Source organism: Polymorphobacter multimanifer (assembly GCF_014205635.1).
GTDB lineage: Bacteria > Pseudomonadota > Alphaproteobacteria > Sphingomonadales > Sphingomonadaceae > Sandarakinorhabdus > Sandarakinorhabdus multimanifer.
The window spans coordinates 25,445-45,732 of sequence record NZ_JACIIV010000011.1; the positions used below are offsets into that span (position 1 = coordinate 25,445).

Below are 20,288 nucleotides of genomic sequence, written 5' to 3' on the forward strand. Positions count from 1 at the left end.
GCACGCCAACATTCAGCGGCAGCCTGACGCAGGAGCCTCTAGGCAAGTTTCGTGACGTTGGGATTGCTTCGAGGTGACGCTTTTGTGTCAGCGAGCGAGTTGCACCGTGGTTGTGGTTTTTCGACCATCGCGGGAATAATCGAGCTTCACGGCATAGGCGCCGGCGATTTCTCCAGGCAAATCAATGATCTTTTCTTCGCTGAACAGCGGCTGGTCGTTGATTGCGAGGAGCACATCGCCGGGCCGGAGCCCCGCCAGCTTGAACAAGGGCACGGCGGCGGGATCGCGCACGGTCCAGCCGCGGACATCGCCGCCGCCAGTGCGCAGCGGCTGCAGGGCCAGCCGGTAATCGTTGCTGGTGGCGCGGAGTGATGCGGGAGTCGCCTTGAGCGCAGCGCCGGTGGGGGCTGGCGCCGCGGCTTCCGAAGGCGGGGCGGCGGTGCCGTCGAGCATCAGCGTTTGCAGGCTGCCGTCGGGGGTGCGGAGGGTGGCGCTGCGCGGCGTCAGGCTGGCGAGGATGGCGGTGCCGGGGCGCAACGGCTGACCGATGCGGACGAGGCGCTGGCGGCCCGCTTCATCCTCGAAAATGGCGGCGCGGGGGAGCAGGACGCCGCGGAGCAGGGTTTGCGAAGGGGGTGAAGGGGGTGCGGGAGGGATGTTCGGGGGTTGTGGAGGGGCAGATGGCGGTGGTGCCGTGCTGTCGATCGGGACGGTCGCGGGAGCATCGTCGGATGCGAACATGTCCGGCCGGGCGACGGCGATGAGGACGAGCGCAAACCCGAGGCCGCCGGCGATGGCGAGTGCCCATTCGCGCGGGGTGGTGGCGCGCTTTTCAGCCACAGCCGATGATGCCGGCCACCGGCAGCACGACCGCGGTGCCATCGGCGAGGGTGCGGGTGAGAATGCCGTCCTGCACCGTGGCGCTGGCGGCACCGGGTGCGGCTTCGAGGATGAGGTCGAGCGCCACCGACTCGCCGCCGGCTTCGAACCGGGCGCGCGGGGTGATGCCGAAGGCGGGGTTGCCGGTGGCGGTGCCGGGGACGAGGGCGAGGCTGCGCGAGGTGCCGGCTTCGGCGAGCAGCAGCGCGCCGCCGACGGGCCACATGGCGAAGCGTTTGCGGCTGGCGCGATCCCAGAGGAACAGCGCGCATTGGCCGCGCGCCAGCTTTTGCGGCGGCAGTTCGCCGAGCTCGGGCGGGGCGGCAAGGGCGAGTGCCAGGAGCAGGGTCATCATGACAGGGTGAGCCTTCCGGCGGCGTCGATGCGGGCGCGCAGAGTGATAAGCCCATCGGGGCTGGCGAGATCGACAAGGGCGGCATCGCCGGCGCAGCGGGGGGCGCCGCCGAGGGTGGCGAGCGACGTGATGACCTCGACCTGGCCGGTGGCGGTGGTGCACTGGCCGGCGGTGAAGCGCAGGGTGAGATTGCTCGTGGTGATGCGCTGGGCGGGAAGCGTGGCATCGAGCGGGAGGAGGCTGGCGGACAGTCCATCGATGCCGCTGCCGAGGACGGCCTCGCCTTGCAGCGCCGGGCCCTGGAGCCCGAGGCGTATGTTGCCGCCGAGCAGGGCGGGGGGCTCTGCTGCGAGCTGCACATCGCCGAGCGCCAGCCCGCCGGCTTCGGCGCCGCGCAGGCTGGCGTTCCAAATCGTGCCGTCCACGGCGGTGGCAGCGATGCCGGCGGGAAGGATGGCGCGGAGCGGAAGCCAGATGAGTGCGCCGAGAGCGAGGCCGATGGTGACCATGAGAATGCGGGTGCGCATCATGCGCCGGGCTCGGCGAGGGTGAGGACGGCCGAGACGCTGGTGTCTTCGTTGCGGCTGGTGCTGAGGCTGGTGACGAGCAGGCCTTCTGCCTCGAAGCCGGCGACAAGGCGGAGCAGCACCTGGGCACGGGCGGCGGCGAGGCGGAGCGTGACGCGGCCATTGCCGGTCGAATCGAGGCTGGTGGCGGTGAGCCCGGCCGCGGCGAGCCCGGCTTCCACGCGTGGGAGGAGCGCGCCGCCGGCAGTGCGGGGCGCGCTGAACGCCGGGGCCAGCGCGCGGATGCTGGCGAGATCGGAAGTGGCGGTGGCGAGATCGGCTTCGGCGGCGGTGCGCGCGGCTTCGATGGGGCGGAGCACGAGCAGCCAGAGCAGGACGGGGAGGGCCACCGCAGCGAGCGCCAGCAGCAGCCGTTGTTCGCGGCGGCTGCGCAGCCGCCACCACAGGGGAAGCGCGCTCATCGGCGGCTGACCTTTAGGTCGGTCTGCAATGTGCCGGCGGTGCCGCGCGGCAGCCCGGCGGTGGCGGTGAGGCCAGCGGCTTCAAGGGCGGCAGTGATGGCGGCGACATCGCCGGGCGACGCGGTTTCGAGCGTCGCCGACAGGCTGGTGGCATCGGCCTCGACGGCGGCGAGGCTGACGCCGGGGCAGGTTTCGAGAGCGGCAAGCAGGGGGGCGGCGAGCCGGCTGAAGCCGCCCGATGCGGCCGAGGCAGCGCGGGCGGCCACTTGTGCGCGTGCGCTGGTGATGGGGGTGCCTGGCGGCAGCAGCGTGGCGGCAAGCGCGTCGCGCGTCTCGGCTGCAGCATCGGCGGCGCGCGCGGCCTGCCAGAGCCGGGCGGCATCGCCGGCGACCAGCAAGAGCGCGACGGTGGCGGCGAGAAGCGCCAGCCGCTTCATCTGCCCCGGCGGGGCCTTCCACGGCTGGCGGCGGGCGAAGCGGCCCTGCAGCAGATCGAGTGCAGGCGGGCGCACGGCATGCGCGGCGACGGCCTCGGCATCGAGCAGCCGCGGGGCGACGGGAAGCAGCGCCTCCGCCAGATCGGGCTCGGCGGCAAAGGCGCGCGGGCCATCGGGAAGGGCGGCGCGCACCAGCAGCAGCGGCCCCAGCGGCCAGGCGACCGCCCCTTGCGGATCGGGCGGCAGCAGCATCGGGGCGGGCACCATGGCAGCAGGCGACACCCCCAAGGCATCGAGGCTGGCGAGCCAGCCGGCCATCGCATCGGCACCGGTGATCGCGAGCCAGCGCTGGCCATCGGGGCCGGGGCTGCCGATCGCGGTGTGGAGCGATTCGAGGGGTGCGGCGGCGAATTCGGTCGCCATCATCCGCGCGGCGGCCTGCGCTTGTGCGGGCGCCAGATTGGGCAGGGTGATCCGGTGCAGGCTGACGGCATCGGCGGGGGGAATGGCAATGACGGGGGTGACCGCAGGCGGTGTGCCGGTGCCGCGCGCGACGATGCGGCCGGCATCATCGAGTTGCCACCAATCGGGGTCCGCGGGTGCCAGAAACAGCAGCAGCATCAATCTTCATCCTGCCAGCGGCGCTGGGCGACCAGCACCGGGGAGCGTCTTGCATCGATCAGGCTCGTGCCGGCAAGGCTCGTGTCGCCGCTCTCGAGCCGGAGCGCAAGCCGGAACCAGCCGGTGCGCACGGTGAGTTGCTGGAGCACATCGCCCGGCAGCGGCTCGCCGCGGAGCAGTTCGGTGTTGGCGAAATCGGCCACCGAGCCCCAGCCAGTGGCGGGCCGCGCGGCGAGGACGCGGGAGGCCAGCGCCAGCCGGGCGGGGGGCGGCCCCAGCGTCTCGGGGAGCAGCATGGCGAGCAGCGGCGCCTGGGCGGGCAACAACGTGTTGGGGTTGATTGGGGAGAGGTCGGCGAGTGGCAGTGCGCAGACGAAGGGGCGCAGCCGGGCCCAGGTCTCGGCATCGACTCCGGCCACCGCGCGCAGTTCGGTCGCGTCGGCCATCAGCGTGCCGGCGGTGCGGTAGCCCTGGGGGCCGTAGCGGCTGTCTTCGGCACCCAGGGGGGCGGGCTGGTCGTCGCTGTCGATCCAGTCGGCGGCGGCCGCCGCGATGCCGCGGGCGCGGGGATCGGGGATGCCGAGTGCGAGCATGAGGCTGGTGAACTGCGCCACTGAGAGTGGCCGGGTGACAAGCGATTCGGGGCCGGCTTGCGTGACGAGGCTGCCGAGATTGAAGCAATTGCCGCCGTCGCGCGGGGTGATGCTGGCGGTGCCGCCGGGGAGGGGGAGCATGATCGGCTGGCCCTGCCAGCCGCCGGTTTGCGTTGCGCGGTCCGACGCTTGCGTGATGGCGCCGATGCGCTGGACGGCAAGGGCTTCCGCCACCAGCCCGAGCGAAGTCGCCTGTTCGCGCGCCAGCAGATTGCCGACGAGCTGGGTGGCGGTGCGGGTGCGTTCGAGCAGCAGGGCGGCGATGGCGCCCATCACGCCGACCAGCAGCAGCACGGCGAGCAGGGCGGCGCCGCGTTCGGAGGGTTTGCCCTTCACTGTCTGGCTGCCGGGGGCAGGAGGAAAAGCTGGCGGATTTCGCCGGTCTCGGGGCTGTCGATGACGAGTTCGACCGCTTGCGGGAGTGCATTCGGGCCGGCGGCGGTGCCGAGCGGCGGCCAGCGATCGACCCAGCCGCCGCCGGTGTGGACGCGCATCCTTATGGCGCGCACCTGGCCCAGCAGCCGCGCCGGGGGGCCGAGGGGGGCGCCATCGACCATGGGAGCGGCGCGGCGTTCGAGGCTGCCGTCGGCGAGCCGCCATTCGACGCGCTGCAGGCTGGCGCGGGGTGCGCCATCGGGGTTGGACCAGCCGGCGCGCACCACGCTCAGCAGCAGGCCGGATCCGGGATCGCTGGCGAAGGCGGGCTGCGGGCGGCCGGCTTCGTCGCGCCAGCGGCGGGGGACGGCCTGGCCGAGATCGGCATTGAGCAGGGCGCGGGCCTGGAGGAGTTGCGCCTGGCCATCGAGCCGGCCTTGGGTGGCGGCGCGGGTGTTGACCGCCATCGCCAGCATGGCGACGCTTGCACCCGCGATCAGGCCGAACAAGCCGAGCGCGACCATGAGTTCGACGAGGGTGAAGCCGTTGCGCGTCATTGTGCCGGCCGCACCACGGTTTGCCGTGCCAGCACCGAGCCATCGGCGCCGGAGACGGCGATCTCGATGCGCTGGAACGAGGGATCGGGGGTGCGGATGACCTGCTGCTGCCAGCCCCATGGTCGGCCCCCTTCCTGCACGCTGCCGGCGGTGGCGCCGAAGGCGGGGGCGGGCAGCGCAAGGCGAGCTTCGATGGCGAGGTTGGCGACGACGATGGCGGCGCCCAGCTTTTCGTCGAGGCGGGCGGTGGTGGCCAGACTCGCCCCTTGCAGCCGCAGCAGGGCAAGCGCGGCGAGGCTGAACACTGCCAGCGCCACCATCACTTCGAGCAGCGTGAAGCCGTTGGCGGGCTTATTGGACATCGATCTCGCCGGCGGCGGAGACGCTCACGCGCACATTGCCGATGCTGATGGTGGCGGGGGTGGCGAGGCCGGTCGCGTCGAAGCGCAGCCGGCCGCCGCCTTCGATGCGGGCATCGACCTGCATCCCGGCGGGCCAGTCGTGCGCCGCCAGCACTGGGGCGCGGCGCGTGGCGAGCGGGGATTGCCAGCCCTGCGGTCCCCGGGTTTCGAAGCGGTAGCCGCTGGGGGTGAGGAGCAGGGCGGTATCGGTGTTGGCGGTGATCGCCAGCGTGCGCGCGGCGGACAGGCGCGCGCCGAGGGTTTCGGCCTCCTGCCGTGGCGTGGGGCCGCTCGGCAGGCCGGTCAGGACGACGGCGGAGGCCGCGACGCCCAGAATGGCGATGACGACCATCAGCTCGATGAGCGTGAAGCCGTTGCGCGTGACCCGGCGCTTACCAGTTGCCGATGTCGGCATTGTCCCCCTCGCCGCCGGGCTGGCCATCGGCGCCGAGCGAGAAGACCTCGATGTCCGCACGCGTGCCGGGGTTGGCATATTGATAGGGGCGGCCCCAGGGATCATCGGGGAGGCGGCGCACATAGCCGCCCCGCCTGTAGCGCGCCGGATCGGGCAGGCTGGCGGGCGGGGTGAGCAGGGCGTTCAGCCCGTCTGTTGCGGGCGGATAAGCGAGATTGTCGAGCCGGTACATGTCGAGCGCCTGCTCGATGAGCGCGATATCGGCGCGGGCCTTTTCGATGAGCGCGCGGTCGCGGCTGGGGAGGACGTTGATGACGACGACGGTGGCGAGCAGGCCGATGATGACGATGACGACCATCAGTTCCAACAAGGTAAAACCGTTTTTGGCGTGGCGCGGCTGCAAGCAAGCGACGCTTGCGCGCCGACTCGCGCCAGCCCGGCCGGCGGGGCGGCCGGGCCTTCCCCGGCCGAACCCGTTCGACGCAGGCCGCGGCTTTGCCGCGGCTCGGGCGTTTGTAATGATCGAACGGATAAGCTGTTTCATGTCGGACCTCATGCGCCGGCGAGCGTGTTGAGCTGGAGCAGCGGGAGAAGGATGGAGAGGACGATGGCGGCGACCATGCCGCCCATGATGAGGATGACGGCGGGCTCGAGCAACGCCAGCGCGGTCGAGGTGAAGCTGTCGAACTCGCGTTCGAGATAGTCGGCGGCGCGTTCGAGCATCAGGTCGAGCCGGCCGGCACCCTCGCCGCCGGCGGCCATGGCGACGAGCAGCGGCGGAAAGGCCGAGGTGCGGCGCATGGCGCTCGAGAGCGAGGCGCCTTCGCGGATGGCGACCATCGCTTCGACGGTGGCGGCGCGCATGACATGGTTGGTGATGGTGGGGGCGGTGAGGGCGAGGCCTTCGACGAGCGGCAGGCGGCTGGCGACCATGGTGGAGAGGGTGCGCGCGAGGCGGGCGGAATCGAGCGCGCGGAGCAAACGGCCGGCGACGGGGAGTGCGAGCAGCCGCGCATCGAAGGCGAGGCGGAAGGGCGGGTGGCGGAGTGCGCGGGCGAAGCCGAGGCCGCCGAGGACGGCGAGCAGGATGAGCGCCCACCAGCTCGCGGCAAGGGCATCGGAAAGGGTGATGACGATGCGGGTGAGCAGCGGCAGCTCCTGGCCGATATCCTCGAACTGGGCGACGACCTTGGGGACGACGAAGATCATGAGCGCAGCGACGACGACCACCGCGACGACGAGAAGGGCGGCGGGATAGGCGAGGGTGGCGATGAGCTTGCCGCGGACCTGCGCCTGACGTTCGAGGAGGGTGGCGACGCGCTCAAGGGCATCGGGGAGGGTGCCCGAGGCTTCGCCGGCGGCGACCATGGCGCGATAGAGTGGGGTGAAGCTGCGCGGCTCGAGGGCGAGGGCATCGGCGAGGCGGCGGCCCTCGGCGACGCCGGCATGGACGCGGCCGAGGATGGCGCGGGGGCGCTCGGCCTCGGTCTGGCGGGCAAGGGTGCGCAGCGCATCGGCGAGCGGCATGACGCTGGCGAGGGTGGCGAGCTGGCGGGTGAAGAGCATGAGCGCGCGCTGGCCCAGCTTGTGGCGGCCGGATTCGGTGGGGCTGTTGTCACGAACGACGGCGCCCTGGTCCGACACCGGTTCGAGGCGGGTGGCGAAGAGCTGCTTGCGCATAAGGGCGGTGCGGGCGGCGTCGGCGGTGTCGGCGGCGATCTGGCCGCGGCGCTCACGGCCTTCGGCATCGAGGGCGGCGTAGCGGTAGTCAGCCATTTTGCACCGGTGCCAAAACCGGGGGCGTTGTTACGGGAGGGGGGGCATCGCCGGCGCGCATGACGCGGGCGGCTTCCTCGGGCGTGGTGAGGCCGTCTTCGACGAGGCTGCGCGCAGCGACGGCGAGGGTCGCGGCGTTTGCGAAAGCGACGTCGCCGATCGCGGCTTCGTCGCCGCCGGCCATGATGCGCTGGCGGATCGGCTCGGTGATGCGGATGGCTTCGAAGACGCCGGTGCGGCCCTGCCAGCCGCTGTGGCCGCAGGCTTCGCAGCCTTGTGGGTTCGGGTGGCGGGCCGGCGTGCCGGTGGCGAGGCCGACGAGGGCGGCGCGGGCGGCATCGAGCGGCGCCCATTGCGCGCAGGCGGGGCAGAGGCGGCGCACGAGGCGCTGGGCGATAACGGCGCGCAGCGTCGAGGCGATGAGGAAGGGCTCGACGCCGAAATCGCGCAGGCGGGTGATGGCGCCGGCGGCATCGTTGGTGTGGACCGAGGAGAGGACGAGATGGCCGGTGAGGGCCGCCTGCACGGCGATGTCGGCGGTTTCGGAATCGCGGATTTCGCCGACCATCACGCAATCGGGGTCCTGGCGGAGGATGGCGCGCAGGCCGGCGGCGAAGCTGAGGCCCACGCGGGCGTTGACTTGCGTTTGGCCGACCCCGTCCATGGCGTATTCGACGGGGTCTTCCACCGTCAGGATGTTGCGGCTGCCGTCGTTGAGCAGTTTGAGGCCGGCGTAGAGGCTGGTGGTCTTGCCCGAGCCGGTGGGGCCGGTGACGAGGACCATGCCGTTGGGCTCGGAGAGAGCGGCGCGGAAGACGCTTTCGATGGCGCCTGGCATGCCAAGGGCTTCGAGGCCGATGCCGGCGTTTTCCTTGTCGAGCAGGCGCAGCACGACGCGCTCGCCGGCGCGCGACGGCAGGGTGGAGACGCGGACATCGAGCGACTTGCCGCCGAGTGCGAGGCCGATGCGGCCATCCTGCGGCAGGCGGCGCTCGGCGATGTCGAGGCGGGCCATGACCTTGACGCGGCTGGTGACCATGGGGGCGACCGAGGCGGGGAGGCGGTGGCGCTCGGTGAGCTGGCCATCGACGCGCATGCGGACGACGAGGGCGGATTCATAGGGTTCGATGTGGATGTCCGACACGCCTTCGCGCGCGGCTTCGGCGATGAGGCCGTTGATGAGGCGGATGATGGGGGCTTCGTCGGCGCTGTCGAGGAGATCCTCGGCACTCGGGATGGATTCTACGAGCGAGCCCAGCCCATCGTCGTTCATCGCGGCGGCGGCGGAAATGCCATCGCCGGCATAGTGATCGGCGAGCATCCGGTCGAAGCGGGCGGGGGTGACGTGTTCGATGCTGAGCTTGCGGCCGGCGACGCGGCGGACTTCGATGAGGGCTGAAGGATCATCGCCTTCGCGCAGGGCCACGCTGGCGGCCTCGTCGGCGAGGCCGGTGATGACGACGCCGTGGCGGCGGGCGAAGCTGTAGGGGAGCTTCATGGCTTGCGGGGCAGCGGTGGCGGCAGGGGGTTGGGGTCGATGGGGGGGGCGGCGCGCATGTAATCGCGGACCATGGCATCGAGCGAGGATTCGAGGCCGCCGAGACCCCGCGCGGCGCGCGCCTCGGCCTCGGCGCGGGTCATGTAGTCATAGCGTTCGCCCGCCAGCCGGGCGGCATCGGCGGCGGTCTTGACGATGGTGGGGCGGATGAAGACCATCAGGTTGGTCTTTGTGCGGTTGTTGGAGCGCGAACGGAAGAAATTGCCGAGGAAGGGGATGTCGCCGAGGAAGGGCACTTTTTCGAGCGTGCGGCGCTCGTTCTCGTCGATGAGGCCGCCGAGGGCGATGATCTCGCCATCGTCGACGGCGACGGTGGTGGTGATCTCGCGCTTGTTGATGATGAGCTCGTTCGAGGTGTTGCTGACCGGGCCGGCGACCGAGCTGACTTCCTGGCGGATCTGCAGGGTGATGGTGCCGCCGGCGTTGATCTGCGGGCGGGCATCGAGAAGGATGCCGACATTCTGGCGCTGGATGGTGCGGAAGGCATTGTCGAAATTGTTGCTGAGCGCCTCGCCGGTGGTGATCGGAATGTCCTGGCCGACAAGGATGTGCGCGACTTCGTTGTTGAGCGTCATCGCCGACGGGGTGGAGAGGACGTTGGAGGCGGTATCGGTCTTCACCGCGTTGATGATGACGCCGAACAGCGCGTTGGAGCCGAGATTGCCGCCGAAGCCGAAGGTGCCGCCATTGGCGCCGAGCAGGCTGGAGAGGGCGGTGTCGCGAAGCGCCTGTGTGGTCGGATTGTCCGACCCCAGCTCGCGCTCGGCGACGACGGCACCGCTGACGGCGAGGAGGTTGGGGGCGGCGTTGGTGTAGTTGGTGGCGGCAAAGGGGATGTTGGAGCCGCCGGTGCCGGTGAGCAGATATTGCACGCCGAGGCGCTGGGCGGCGACATCGGAGATCTCGACGATGATCGCTTCGATGAGCACCTGCTCGCGACGGATATCGAGCTGGCGGATGACTTCGCCGAGCTGGCGCTGCACCTCGGCGGGGGCGGCGATGACGATGGCGTTGGCGCCCTCGAAGCGGGCGATGACGGCGCGGCCGGCGCCGATGGTGGCGCCGGGGACGGGGCCGGTGGCGCCGCCGCCGCCGGCTGTTGTGGCGGGAGTGCGGGGAATGGAGGCGGGACCGCCCTGCGCGCCGCTCTGGCCGCTGGCGCCGAAGCTGCCCTGCTGGTTGCTGCTTGCCATGCTGCTGGGCGGGAGGCTGCTGCCGGTGGTGGCGCTGGGTTGCTGCCCGACGAGCTGCTGGAGGACGGGGACGAGCTTCTCGGCATCGGCGTGGCTGAGGAAGACGACGCGGACATCGCTGCCGCCGGCTGCGCGCGTGTCGAGATCGCGGATGGTGCGGGCGAGGTCGCTCACCGTGCTCGGGTCGCCGCGGAGTGCGATGCTGTTCGAGCTGTCGATCGGCACGATGCCGACGGTGCTGGTGCCTTCGCCGCGCGAGGCGTTGGCGAGATCGCGCAAGGCGGCGGCGATTTCGCGGGCACCGGCGTTCTTCAAGGCGATGACTTCGGTGCCGGTGCGGCTGCGATCGAGCTGGCGAAGCATCTCGCGCACGCGGCGGACATTGTCGGCATAATCGGCGATGATGACGCTGTTGCCGGCGCGGTTGGCGGTGAGCTGGCCTTCGCGGCTGACGAGCGGGCGCAGCGATTCGACTGCGGAAGCCGCATCGATCGAGCCCAGCGGCACGACTTGCGTGACGAAGGAATCGGCACCGCCGCGCAGGCCGGGGGAGGTTGCGGCGCCATCGGCAGGGGCGATGCGGAAGGCGCCGCCGGCGGCCGGGCTGACGACAAGGCCGTTGGCGCGCAGCGTGGAGAGGAACAGCTCGAAATAGGCTTCGCGCCCCAATGGGCGTTCGGAGATGACGCTCACCTTGCCCTGCACGCGCGGGTCGATGATGAAGCTGCGGCCGGTGGCGCGGGCGACATCCTGGATATAGGCGCGCACATCGGCATCGCGGAGGTTGACCGTCTGCTGGGCGGCCAGCGGGACGGTCATGGTGCAGAGGAGAAGGGCGGCAAGCGCCTTGCGGATCATTGAGCGCCTCTTCCGTCGAGGGTGAGGCTGAGCGCGCGGCCGCCGCGCTCGATCTGCACCGACAGCCCGCCGGCATCGAGCCGCCGCACCAGTGCTGCCGGATCCCCGAGGTTCGCCACGGGCGCTCCATCGACGCTGACGAGGACATCGCCGGGTTGCAGCCCGGCAGCGGCGAAGGCGGTGCCGGAGCCCTTGGTGCTGAGCACGAAGCCGGTGATGCGGCCATCGGCGATGCGCGGGGTGGCCTGCAGGTCGGCGGCGAGGCGAGGACGGTCGCTGGGGCGATCGGCGAGGCGGGGTGCGGTGTCGATCCGGACGCTGGCACCAGCGGGCACCGGTCCCGACTGGTCGAGAAAGAGCTCCTCGCGGTTGCCGCCATTGTCGAGCGTCACGCTGTCGAACGCCACGGCGACGAGGCGGACGCCGGGCACGATCTCCTCGCCGACGCCGATGCTCGCCTGGGTGTCGTCGGGCAGCACGAGGATGGCGCTGCCGCGGCCGCTGGCGCCATCGACGCGGGTGCCGACGAGCGTGAGATCGAGGTTGGAAACGGCGGCCGGTGCCGCTTCGGCGCGGGTGCGAAAGAAGGGATCGAAGCGGCCCAGCGCAGCCGGATCGATGGCGGCGAGGGCGGGGGCGCCGCGCGGGGTGCCGAAGGGACCGGCGGGAGTGAGCAGCGCCCAGCCGAGGCGGGCGAGCAGCAGGCCGGCGAGCAGCAGCAGCGCCAGCTCGGCGCCGCGCAGGATTTGCGCGGGCAGAGTGTCTGGCAGCAGTGAGGCCTGGCGCAGGGCACGCCCGCGCATCATCGCCTTGCCGCCTGTACTGGAACTGCCATCACCCCGCCCGACTCTCCGAACCGCCCGTCCGTCTGCGCGAGCGGGCAAGGCTTTGCCCTAGACCGGCGGCATGACAGTTCTGTTACGGGAGCATGACGGGTACGACGAGCTGCCGCAAGCCGGGGAGGGCGCCGCGCTTGACTTTGTGCGGTGATGCTGCGATTGCGAACACGGCTTCACAACAGGCATCTTGCCTGTCCCCAGCACCGGGTGCGTGATCGGGCCAGCGTCGCGAGAATTTCTCGGCGTCGCCCAGGCTCCAGACCCGGTTGATCGATGCCCGGACTCTCCGGCGCCACGAGCCCTGAAGCCAGCCCCAAGGGCCACCCCCATCACGCGGGTAGTTCAACCCGCAGGACCGTGCGCCTTTGGCGTGCGGCCTCTCCCGGCGCATGTGCGCCCGAAGACGAGAATGAAAATGACGACCGAAACACTCTCCGGCGAAACGACCTTTGCCGATTTCAACCTTTCCAAGCCGATTGCCGAGGCGCTCGCCTCCAAGGGCTATACCGTGCCGACACCCATCCAGGTGCAGGCGATCCCGCCGGTGATGGCGGGCCATGACCTGTGCGGCATCGCCCAGACCGGCACCGGCAAGACCGCGGCCTTTGCGCTGCCGATCCTGCACAAGCTTTCCGAAAATCCGCGCGTGCGATTGAAGCTCGCCACCCGCGTGCTGGTGCTGGCACCGACGCGCGAGCTGGTGTCGCAGATTGCCAACAGCTTCACCGCCTATGGCAAGAACCTGCGGCTTTCGGTGACGACGATCTTCGGCGGCGTGCCGATCCCGCGCCAGGAGCGCGCGCTGTTTCCGGGCGTGGACATTGCGGTGGCGACGCCGGGCCGGCTGCTCGACCTCATCAACCGCGGCAGCCTCGATCTGTCCAAGGTCGAGATCCTCGTGCTCGACGAAGCTGACCAGATGCTCGATCTCGGCTTCATCCATGACCTGAAGCGCATCGTCGGGCTGCTGCCCAAGGCGCGCCAGACGCTGTTCTTCTCGGCGACGATGCCCAAGGCTATCGAGGAGCTGGCCGGGCGTTACCTCAAGGACCCTGTGAAGGTCGCGGTGCGGCCGGCGGCGACGACCGCCGAGCGCGTCGACCAGGCGGTGATCCATGTCAGCGCGTCCGAAAAGCCTGCCCTGCTGCAGCTGGTGCTGTCGGCGGATTCGGTGGAGCGTGCACTGGTGTTTGCGCGGACCAAGCATGGCTCGGACCGGATCGTTCGCCAGCTCGGCAATGCCGGGATCAAGGCCGAGGCGATTCATGGCAACAAGAGCCAGCCGCAGCGCGAGCGGGCGCTTGCCGCCTTCCGTGCGGGTGCAATCCGCGTGCTAGTGGCGACCGACATTGCGGCGCGCGGGCTCGATATTCCGGGTGTGAGCCATGTCATCAACTACGAGCTGCCCAATGTTCCCGAGCAATATGTCCACCGCATCGGCCGCACCGCGCGCGCCGGCCGCGATGGCCAGGCGATTGCGTTCTGCGCCGATGACGAGCGGACGCTGCTCAAGGACATCGAGAAGGTGACGCGCCAGAAGGTGACGGTGCTGGCGCTGCCTGCCAACTTCCGTGCCGCCGTGGAAGCGACGCGCACGATCGAGAAGAATGCGCCGCCTGCTCCCCGTGATGAAATGCACGGTGACCGCAGGCGCGACGAGCGCGGGCCTTCGGGCGGCAACCGCCGCGCCAACCCGGCTGCCAAGGTTCGGCCGGCTGGCGAGCGCGCGGGCGGTCGTCCCGGTGGCGCTCCCGGCGGCCGGCCGGGTGCTTCGGGCAAGGGCTCGGGCGGCCAGACTGGTGCGCCGCGGCGTGCCGGCGGCGGCGGCGGTTTCCGCGGGCGCTGAGCCGCGACGCTTCCTGAAGGCTGAACAAGAAAACGCCCGGGCCCTTTGCAGGGTCCGGGCGTTTTCTGTTTGGGCTGCTCAGGCCGCGCGGGCTTTGACGATCTTGCCGGGGGCGCGCGGCGGCTCGCCCTTGGGGAGCGCGTCGATCAGGTCCATGCCGTCGGAGACCTGACCCCAGACGGTGTACTGCTTATTGAGAAAGCTCGCATCGTCGAAGCAGATGAAGAATTGGCTGTTGGCGCTGTTGGGGGCGCTGGTGCGGGCCATCGAGCAGGTGCCGCGCACGTGCGGCTCGTTGTTGAACTCGGCCTTGAGATCGGGGAGCTTGCTGCCACCGACGCCGGTGCCATTGGGGCAGCCGCCCTGCGCCATGAAGCCGGGGATGACGCGGTGGAAGACCACGCCATCGTAGAAACCGTCGTTGGCGAGCTCGGCAATGCGCGCGACATGGCCGGGGGCCAGATCGGGACGCAGCTTGATGGTGACATCACCCGAATCGAGGGTGAGGGTGAGGGTGGAAAAATCGGTCGCAGATTCGGTCATTGGGAGTCTCCGGTTGGGAAGCGAAAGGCGAGCAGCCGGTCATGCAGCGCTTGCGGAAGCGGCGCCGGTCCGGCCTCGCCGCGGTGGACGAGCACCGATTCGCACAAGGCGATGCATTTGTCATGCTGGAACATGGCTTTTGCGGCGCGAAAACTGCTGGTGCCGATGTGGATCACGCCATAGCCGAGGGTGACGGCGCCGGGATAATGGCCCTCGCCGAGATAATCGATGCCGACATGGGCGACGAGGTAGCGGGGGCGGTCGAGCGGCGGACCTGCCGTGAGCAGGTGCCAGTTGAAGCGCACTCGCGCCTCTTCGAAGAAGCGGCTGATGGCGACGTTGTTGAGGTGGCGGTTGGGGTCCTGATCGCCGTAGCGGGTCTCCATGGTCTGAGCCCAAGGGTAATTGGCGAGGACGAGACGTTCGGGGGAGTGCTTCATGCCCAGGTGACCCGGACGGGGAGCGTTTTCAGGCCTGAGACGAAGTTGGCGACGCTGTTCCTGGGTTCGCCGGTGAGTTCGATGGTTTTGAGGCGGGGGAGGAGCTCGGCGAAGAGGGCGCGCAGCTCCATGCGGGCGAGGTGGAGGCCGAGGCAGAGGTGGACGCCGTTGCCGAAGGCGGTCTGCGGGTTGGGGCTGCGGTCGATGATGAAGCGGTCGGGATGGTCGAAGACGGCGGCGTCGCGGTTGCCCGACCAGTAGAAGAGGGCGAGGCTGTCTCCGGCGCGGATGGTCTTGCCGCCGACTTCGGCATCTTCCGCGGCGGTGCGCATGAAGTGCTTCACCGGGGTGGCCCAGCGGATCATTTCCTCGACGGCGCCGGGCAGCAGCGACGGGTCGGCCGCGAGGCGGGCGAGGGCTGGCGGGTTGCGGATGAGCTGGAGCAGGCCGGCACTTGCGGTGGAGCTGGTGGTGTCGTGCCCGGCGGTGGCGACGATGGCATAATAGCTGGTGGCTTCGAGATCGGAGATGGGGGCGCCATCGACCTGGCCGTTGGCGATGATGGTGGCGAGATCGTCGCGCGGGGTGGCGCGCCTGTCGGCGGTGACGGCGGCGAAATAGACGAAGAACTCCTGCACCAGCGCGAACAGATCGACCTGGGGGTTGCCGCTGCCGGGTGGGGCCATCCCGGTTTCGGATGTGAGCAGCTTGGAGCGTGCCATCACATCGGGGTCCTGCGGGCCGAAGATCTCCTGGCTCATGCGCAGGATTGTCTTTTCGTCCGACGTGGGAAGGCCGAGGATGCGCATGATGACGCGCAAGGGATACCAGAGGGCGACTTCGTTCACGAAATCGAGATCGGGGCCGAGCAACTGCATGTGATCGACATGGGTGCGGGCGATTTCGGCGATTTCGGCTTCGAGCTTGCGCAAATTGGGGGGCAGGAACCAGCTGTGGGTGAGCCGGCGCAGCTTCATGTGCTGGGGATCGTCGAGATCGACGAGGGTGCGGAAGAGGTGGCTGTCGCCGGAGATGCCGCGCGTCCACTCCTCGGCCTCGATGGGGGCGAGATAGGTGCGCTGGCGGTTGGTGAAGCGCTGATTGGCCTTGGAGATGGCGGTGATGTCGGCGTGGGCAGTGATCGACCAGAAGGGGCGAAAGCCGGCGGGCTCGGTCCAGTGCACCGGGTCTTCGGCGCGCAGCGTGGCGTAGTCCGTGAGGACGCTTTCATCGGCATAGGCTTCGGGGTTGACCAGACGGTCGTCGAGGGTGGTGCGCGTGTAGCCGGCGAATGGCGTGGTCATCTGGCTCCCCTCAACCTTGCGTGCGGCCCCGTGCGGTGACGGCGGTGCGCGCGGCCTCGACGCTGGCGGCCGACACCGCAGCATTGGCGGCGTTCGAGCGTTCGGCTTCGAGCTTCAGACCATCGCCGAAGGGCAGCGCATAGCCATCATTGATGAGAGCCTTGTAGGCACGCAGGAAGGCCGGATCGATTCCGGCCATGTCGTGCGCCAGCGCAATGGCGGCGGGCATCAGCTCGGGCAGGGGCATGACGCGGCCCACAAGGCCCCAGCGCTCGGCGGTGGCGGCATCGAGGAAATTGCCGGTGAAGCTGAGTTCGCGGGCGCGGCTGGGGCCGAGGATGCGGCTGAGCTTCTGGCTGAGGCCCCAGCCGGGCATGATGCCGATGCGGGCATGGGTATCGGCAAAGCGCGCGGTGTCGGCGGCGATGAGGACATCGCAGGCGAGGGCGAGTTCGAAGCCGCCGGTGATGGCGACGCCGTTGATGGCGCCGATGACGGGCTTGGTGAGGGCTTCGATGGCGCGGCAGGGGTTGTCGTCGGCGTCCGAGGCGGCGGCACCGAGTGCACCGTCTTCGCTGCCGAGCTCCTTGAGGTCGAGGCCGGCGGTGAAGGCGCGTGGGCCGGCGCCGGTGAGGATGACGACATGGACTTCGGGATCGGCCTCGAGGGTGGCGCAGGCTTCGACGAGGGCGAGCCGGAGCGCCCGGCTCAGCGCGTTCATCGCTTCCGGGCGGTTGAGGGTGATGGTGGCGACCGGGCCGTCGCGATCGACGAGGATCGGGCTCATCGGGGTCTCCTGAGGATGAGGTAGAAGGCGCCGCTGCCGCCGTGGCGGGGGCTGGCGGGGCGGAGTGCGGCGATGCGGTGGCGGAAATGGGCGCTGTCGAGCCAGTGGTGGAGCTCGTTTCTGATGCGCCCCGGCCGGTCGGCGCGGCCCTTGCCGGTGATGACGAGGAGGACGCGGTCCCCGGCTTCGGCGGCGGCTTCGACGGCGAAGTTGAGGACCTGGTTGGCGCGTTCGAGGCTGTGGTCGTGGAGATCGATCACCCGGTCGGGCACCAATCGGCCGCGGATGAGCTTGCGGTCCCAACTGCCGTCGAGGGTGGCGGCGAGGACGGGCCTGGGGGGCGCCTTGAAGGGTTTTGGCGGTGCGGCGGGGAGCGGCGCGGCGGTGGGACGGGGCATCGGCGGGGCGGGCGGGGCGATGATGGGGGCAGTGCCGGGCAGCGGACGGACCGAGGCGGCGACGCGGTGCCAGAGGGCCCGCTCGTGCGCCGAGAGCCGGCGGGTCATGGTTTGCGGGCCAGCAGCCGTTCGGCGGCCGGCTTCGGCAGCAGGATGAGCAGGTCGATCGGGCTGGCGAGCCCGCCGGCTTCGGCGGCGCCGGCGGCTCCGGGCCCTCGGAACATGTCGATGCGGCCGGGACCGCGGATGGCGCCGCCGGTGTCGGCGGCCACCTGCAGCACCGGCGGCTGGCCGGGAAGCTCGACGATGAGGGGGGCGCCATAGGGGGTGAAGGCGGGGTCGACTGCCGCCGACACGCGCGGGGTGAGCGGGTGGCCCATCGACCCGATCGGCCCCTGGTCGGGGCGAATGTCGGTCAGCTCGCGGAAGAAGACGGCGCTGGGGTTGGCGGCGCGGATGGCGGGGGCCTCTCCCGGGTTGGCGCGCAGCCAGCCAAGGATGCTCGCCATGCTGACCGGGTCCTTGAGCTTGCCCTGCTCCTTGAGCACGCGGCCGATCGGCACGTAATCGCGGCCGTTCTGGCTTTCGTAGCCGATGCGCATGATGCGGCCATCGGGGAGGCGGAGGCGGCCCGATCCCTGGATTTCGAGGAAAAAGGCCTCGTTGGCATCGGCGGCCCAGGCGATCTCGAGGCCCTTGCCGGCGAGCGCGCCGGCGGCGATGTCGGCGCGGGTGGGGTAGGGGATGACCTTGTTGCCGTCGAGACGCCCGCGCAGGGTGCGGCCCTTCCACTCCTCGCGGAAGCTGCCGAGATCGACTTCGACAAGATCGGGCGGGCGCTTGTAGAGCGGCGTGGCATAGCCGGGCGCCTTTGTGCGGCTGGCGGCGATTTCGGGCTCGAAATAGCCGGTGGCGAAGCCCCGCCCCGCCACCGGCCCGTCGGCGAGCCGGACCGCGGCGAACTGCGCGTTGAAGAAGCTGCGGGCATCGCGCGCGGTGGCGACGGCGGCGCAGGGGGCGGCCCAATCGGCGGGGATGGTGAGGCCCGAACGGTCCTTGCGGCGGGCGAGCGACGGGCAGGCGGCGCGGAAGGCGGCGAGCGCATCGGCGCCGGTGCCGGCGGGTGTATCATGCCCGACACGGGTTGCGACGAGATCGGTGGCGCGTGACGGGCCTGCCGGGGAGGCCGGTGCCGGTGCGGGAGTTGGTGCGGATGCCGGTGCGGCGGGCGGTGGAGCTGTGGGGGCGGGCTGCAGCGGGGCTTGCGTCGCGCAGGCTGCGAGGAGCAGGGCCGATGCAAGCGCCAGCAGGGGCGGGCGACGTGCGATCATGCGCCGGTGGTCCGGATCAGGCCTCGACGTCGGTGGCGATCAGCAGCCAGGCAGGATCACGCGACGTGATGTGGCGGCTGAAGGTCCAGAGATCGGCTGTCTCGGCAGGCGTGTCGCTTTCGGGCGTGGTGACGCGAGCGACGAAGCGCACGGTGATCTCGGCCATCTGGCCGACGAGGTCGACGCCGGTGATGGTGGCGGAATCGATGCCGGCGATCTTGTTGGAGAGGCGCTTGCCATCCCGCTGTTCGACCGCGGTGGCGAAATTCTCCTGTATCTCTTCCGAGACAAGGCCCTCCATGCTGCCGAGATTGCCCGACCAGAAAGCTTCGAGCACCATCTGATAGGCGGCTCGGGCGTTGGTGACGAAACGCTGCGGATCGAAGGCAGGGTCCTGCTCGGCAAGATCGGCGAGGCGCGGTGCGAGCGCGGCATCGGTGCCTTCGGGAAGCTTGGCGACGACGCGCGGTGCGCTCTCCGGATTGCGGCTCGGACGGGCGATCAACTCAGGGGAGCCCGGTCGGAAATCGTCACGCGGCACCGGCTCTTCGCCCGTGCGCTTGCCAAGCACGCTGACAAGCCGCAGGCCGATGAACGCTGCCAGCATTGCCAGCAGCACGATCTCGACCCAATTGCTGCCATCCGCCATGATATTGTCAACTCCAATCACGCTCTGCATAGCAGCTTGGCAGGGGCAAGGTCCACCGCCGATGCAGCGGCTGCGACATCTGCCGCTCAACGACCGGTAGGGGGAATTGGTTCCGTGCGGCAGCAGCGCGGGGCGGCTGGCCTATGCCGGCGGCGGCACCAGCCCGAGGGTTTGCAGCAGGGCGGCCTGCAGCACCATGAGCACCAGCCAATAGCCGAGATCGCGGATGATATGACCGGCCGGCATGCCGCGATAAAGCTGGCTGACGAGGAGGGTGGGGAGCACGAAGCCGGCCCAGATGACGACGCCCGAGCCGATGGCCATCACCCAGGGTCCGGCCTGGTCCTTTGGCGCCAGGATGAGCGCGCCAGCGAGGATGGCGGCGAGCCAGAATTCGGCAAGGCTGGTGGCGACCACCAGCGCCGGACGGCCGAGCGCCAGCGGCGGCGCGCCGGGGAGGCGATGCCAGAGCACGGCGAGCACCAGCCCGAGCGCCGTGGCGGCCAATATGGGGCCGAGATTGAGCCAGATGTAGATCAATATCGCCTCCTGCAGCAGGTCTGGTGCGGACGGCGGGGCTTGAACCCGCACTTCCACCAGGGAAAGCAGATTTTAAGTCTGCTGCGTCTACCAGTTTCGCCACGTCCGCTCAGCAAACGTGTTTAGGGACGATATGGTTGCGGGGGAAGCGGACTATTCGGCGTCGGCGTTAAGCTTTTCGCGCAATTCCTTGCCGGGCTTGAAATAGGGCACGCGCTTGGCGTCGACCTTGACCGTGGCGCCGGTGCGCGGATTGCGGCCGGTGCGCGCATCACGGGCCCGGGTGGAAAAGGCGCCGAAGCCGCGCAGCTCGACCCGGCGGCCCGAGGCCAGCGCTGACGTGATTTCATCGAAGATCGTCGAGACGATGGCTTCAACGTCGCGCACCGTGAGATGCGGGTTATCCTCGGCAATCTTTGCCACCAGTTCAGACCTGATCACTGGCTTCCCCTTTTACACCCCCGTGCAGGGCCTGATTTCAAACGGCATCGTGCATCCAACCTTGGGAAATGGCAAATGAAACCATTGGCCCAAGCTGCTGTTCT

General features: G+C 70.1%; 24 protein-coding genes and 1 tRNA gene. 1 reads left to right on the forward strand and 24 read right to left on the reverse strand.

The genetic code is table 11. The annotated features are described in order from the left end of the window. Positions 1-87 precede the first annotated feature (87 nt). The 14 genes from FHS79_RS08520 to FHS79_RS08585 are packed head-to-tail and all read right to left on the reverse strand — an operon-like array spanning position 88 to position 11,872. Positions 88-840, reverse strand: a complete 753-nt coding sequence (locus FHS79_RS08520) for a hypothetical protein (protein ID WP_184198325.1) — start codon at positions 838-840, stop codon at positions 88-90. Then, complete coding sequence (locus FHS79_RS08525) at positions 833-1,234, reverse strand: hypothetical protein (RefSeq protein ID WP_184198327.1); 402 nt, start codon at positions 1,232-1,234, stop codon at positions 833-835. The genes FHS79_RS08520 and FHS79_RS08525 overlap by 8 nt, the downstream gene beginning before the upstream one ends. After that, positions 1,231-1,764: a type II secretion system protein N gene (gene gspN / locus FHS79_RS08530; protein WP_184198331.1), complete on the reverse strand. Its 534-nt coding sequence runs from the start codon at positions 1,762-1,764 to the stop codon at positions 1,231-1,233. The genes FHS79_RS08525 and gspN overlap by 4 nt, the downstream gene beginning before the upstream one ends. Further along, positions 1,761-2,222, reverse strand: a complete 462-nt coding sequence (gene gspM, locus FHS79_RS08535; protein ID WP_184198333.1) for a type II secretion system protein GspM — start codon at positions 2,220-2,222, stop codon at positions 1,761-1,763. The genes gspN and gspM overlap by 4 nt, the downstream gene beginning before the upstream one ends. Then, positions 2,219-3,280 (reverse strand): type II secretion system protein GspL, encoded by a 1,062-nt coding sequence (gspL, locus tag FHS79_RS08540; protein ID WP_184198336.1) that lies wholly within the window; start codon positions 3,278-3,280, stop codon positions 2,219-2,221. The genes gspM and gspL overlap by 4 nt, the downstream gene beginning before the upstream one ends. After that, positions 3,280-4,269: a type II secretion system minor pseudopilin GspK gene (gene gspK / locus FHS79_RS08545; protein ID WP_184198340.1), complete on the reverse strand. Its 990-nt coding sequence runs from the start codon at positions 4,267-4,269 to the stop codon at positions 3,280-3,282. The genes gspL and gspK overlap by 1 nt, the downstream gene beginning before the upstream one ends. Next, positions 4,266-4,865 (reverse strand): type II secretion system minor pseudopilin GspJ, encoded by a 600-nt coding sequence (gspJ, locus tag FHS79_RS08550; protein ID WP_184198343.1) that lies wholly within the window; start codon positions 4,863-4,865, stop codon positions 4,266-4,268. The genes gspK and gspJ overlap by 4 nt, the downstream gene beginning before the upstream one ends. After that, the gene (gspI, locus tag FHS79_RS08555) at positions 4,862-5,227 is read right to left on the reverse strand and encodes a type II secretion system minor pseudopilin GspI (protein WP_184198346.1); all 366 of its coding nucleotides are present in this window, start codon (positions 5,225-5,227) and stop codon (positions 4,862-4,864) included. The genes gspJ and gspI overlap by 4 nt, the downstream gene beginning before the upstream one ends. Beyond that, a complete protein-coding gene (locus FHS79_RS08560) occupies positions 5,217-5,681 on the reverse strand; it encodes a GspH/FimT family pseudopilin (protein ID WP_184198349.1) in 465 nt (154 codons plus the stop codon). The genes gspI and FHS79_RS08560 overlap by 11 nt, the downstream gene beginning before the upstream one ends. Then, a complete protein-coding gene (gene gspG / locus FHS79_RS08565) occupies positions 5,659-6,225 on the reverse strand; it encodes a type II secretion system major pseudopilin GspG (protein ID WP_184198352.1) in 567 nt (188 codons plus the stop codon). The genes FHS79_RS08560 and gspG overlap by 23 nt, the downstream gene beginning before the upstream one ends. Before the next feature lie 8 nt (positions 6,226-6,233). Then, positions 6,234-7,457: a type II secretion system inner membrane protein GspF gene (gene gspF / locus FHS79_RS08570; RefSeq protein WP_184198355.1), complete on the reverse strand. Its 1,224-nt coding sequence runs from the start codon at positions 7,455-7,457 to the stop codon at positions 6,234-6,236. Continuing rightward, complete coding sequence (locus FHS79_RS08575; RefSeq protein WP_184198358.1) at positions 7,450-8,955, reverse strand: GspE/PulE family protein; 1,506 nt, start codon at positions 8,953-8,955, stop codon at positions 7,450-7,452. Before FHS79_RS08575 ends, gspF begins: the two co-directional genes overlap by 8 nt. Then, positions 8,952-11,066, reverse strand: a complete 2,115-nt coding sequence (gene gspD, locus FHS79_RS08580; RefSeq protein WP_184198361.1) for a type II secretion system secretin GspD — start codon at positions 11,064-11,066, stop codon at positions 8,952-8,954. The genes FHS79_RS08575 and gspD overlap by 4 nt, the downstream gene beginning before the upstream one ends. Beyond that, the gene (locus FHS79_RS08585) at positions 11,063-11,872 is read right to left on the reverse strand and encodes a type II secretion system protein N (RefSeq protein ID WP_184198364.1); all 810 of its coding nucleotides are present in this window, start codon (positions 11,870-11,872) and stop codon (positions 11,063-11,065) included. The genes gspD and FHS79_RS08585 overlap by 4 nt, the downstream gene beginning before the upstream one ends. Before the next feature lie 448 nt (positions 11,873-12,320). Here FHS79_RS08585 and FHS79_RS08590 point away from each other — a divergent pair, with 448 nt between their 5' ends. After that, a complete protein-coding gene (locus tag FHS79_RS08590) occupies positions 12,321-13,751 on the forward strand; it encodes a DEAD/DEAH box helicase (RefSeq protein WP_184198367.1) in 1,431 nt (476 codons plus the stop codon). A 78-nt stretch (positions 13,752-13,829) separates the two neighbouring features. Here FHS79_RS08590 and FHS79_RS08595 read toward each other — a convergent pair whose 3' ends face one another. The 10 genes from FHS79_RS08595 to ihfB form a co-directional block, all read right to left on the reverse strand. Beyond that, positions 13,830-14,294 (reverse strand): peptidylprolyl isomerase, encoded by a 465-nt coding sequence (locus FHS79_RS08595; RefSeq protein ID WP_184198370.1) that lies wholly within the window; start codon positions 14,292-14,294, stop codon positions 13,830-13,832. Then, positions 14,291-14,734, reverse strand: a complete 444-nt coding sequence (locus FHS79_RS08600; protein WP_184198373.1) for an acyl-CoA thioesterase — start codon at positions 14,732-14,734, stop codon at positions 14,291-14,293. The genes FHS79_RS08595 and FHS79_RS08600 overlap by 4 nt, the downstream gene beginning before the upstream one ends. Continuing rightward, the gene (locus tag FHS79_RS08605) at positions 14,731-16,038 is read right to left on the reverse strand and encodes a cytochrome P450 (protein ID WP_184198376.1); all 1,308 of its coding nucleotides are present in this window, start codon (positions 16,036-16,038) and stop codon (positions 14,731-14,733) included. The genes FHS79_RS08600 and FHS79_RS08605 overlap by 4 nt, the downstream gene beginning before the upstream one ends. Before the next feature lie 10 nt (positions 16,039-16,048). Then, positions 16,049-16,825 carry an enoyl-CoA hydratase gene (locus FHS79_RS08610; RefSeq protein WP_184198379.1) on the reverse strand — a complete coding sequence of 259 codons (777 nt, stop codon included), beginning with the start codon at positions 16,823-16,825 and terminating at the stop codon, positions 16,049-16,051. Then, a complete protein-coding gene (locus FHS79_RS08615; protein WP_184198382.1) occupies positions 16,822-17,331 on the reverse strand; it encodes a Smr/MutS family protein in 510 nt (169 codons plus the stop codon). Before FHS79_RS08615 ends, FHS79_RS08610 begins: the two co-directional genes overlap by 4 nt. Beyond that, complete coding sequence (mltA, locus tag FHS79_RS19150) at positions 17,328-18,554, reverse strand: murein transglycosylase A (protein ID WP_184198385.1); 1,227 nt, start codon at positions 18,552-18,554, stop codon at positions 17,328-17,330. Before mltA ends, FHS79_RS08615 begins: the two co-directional genes overlap by 4 nt. A 16-nt stretch (positions 18,555-18,570) precedes the next feature. Then, positions 18,571-19,233 (reverse strand): Tim44/TimA family putative adaptor protein, encoded by a 663-nt coding sequence (locus tag FHS79_RS08625; protein WP_184198388.1) that lies wholly within the window; start codon positions 19,231-19,233, stop codon positions 18,571-18,573. 111 nt (positions 19,234-19,344) lie between these two features. Beyond that, positions 19,345-19,743: a hypothetical protein gene (locus FHS79_RS08630; protein ID WP_184198391.1), complete on the reverse strand. Its 399-nt coding sequence runs from the start codon at positions 19,741-19,743 to the stop codon at positions 19,345-19,347. Between the two features lie 21 nt (positions 19,744-19,764). Continuing rightward, positions 19,765-19,852: transfer RNA gene (locus FHS79_RS08635), tRNA-Leu, on the reverse strand. A gap of 44 nt (positions 19,853-19,896) precedes the next feature. Beyond that, positions 19,897-20,184: an integration host factor subunit beta gene (ihfB, locus tag FHS79_RS08640; protein ID WP_184198394.1), complete on the reverse strand. Its 288-nt coding sequence runs from the start codon at positions 20,182-20,184 to the stop codon at positions 19,897-19,899. Positions 20,185-20,288: the final 104 nt, after the last annotated feature.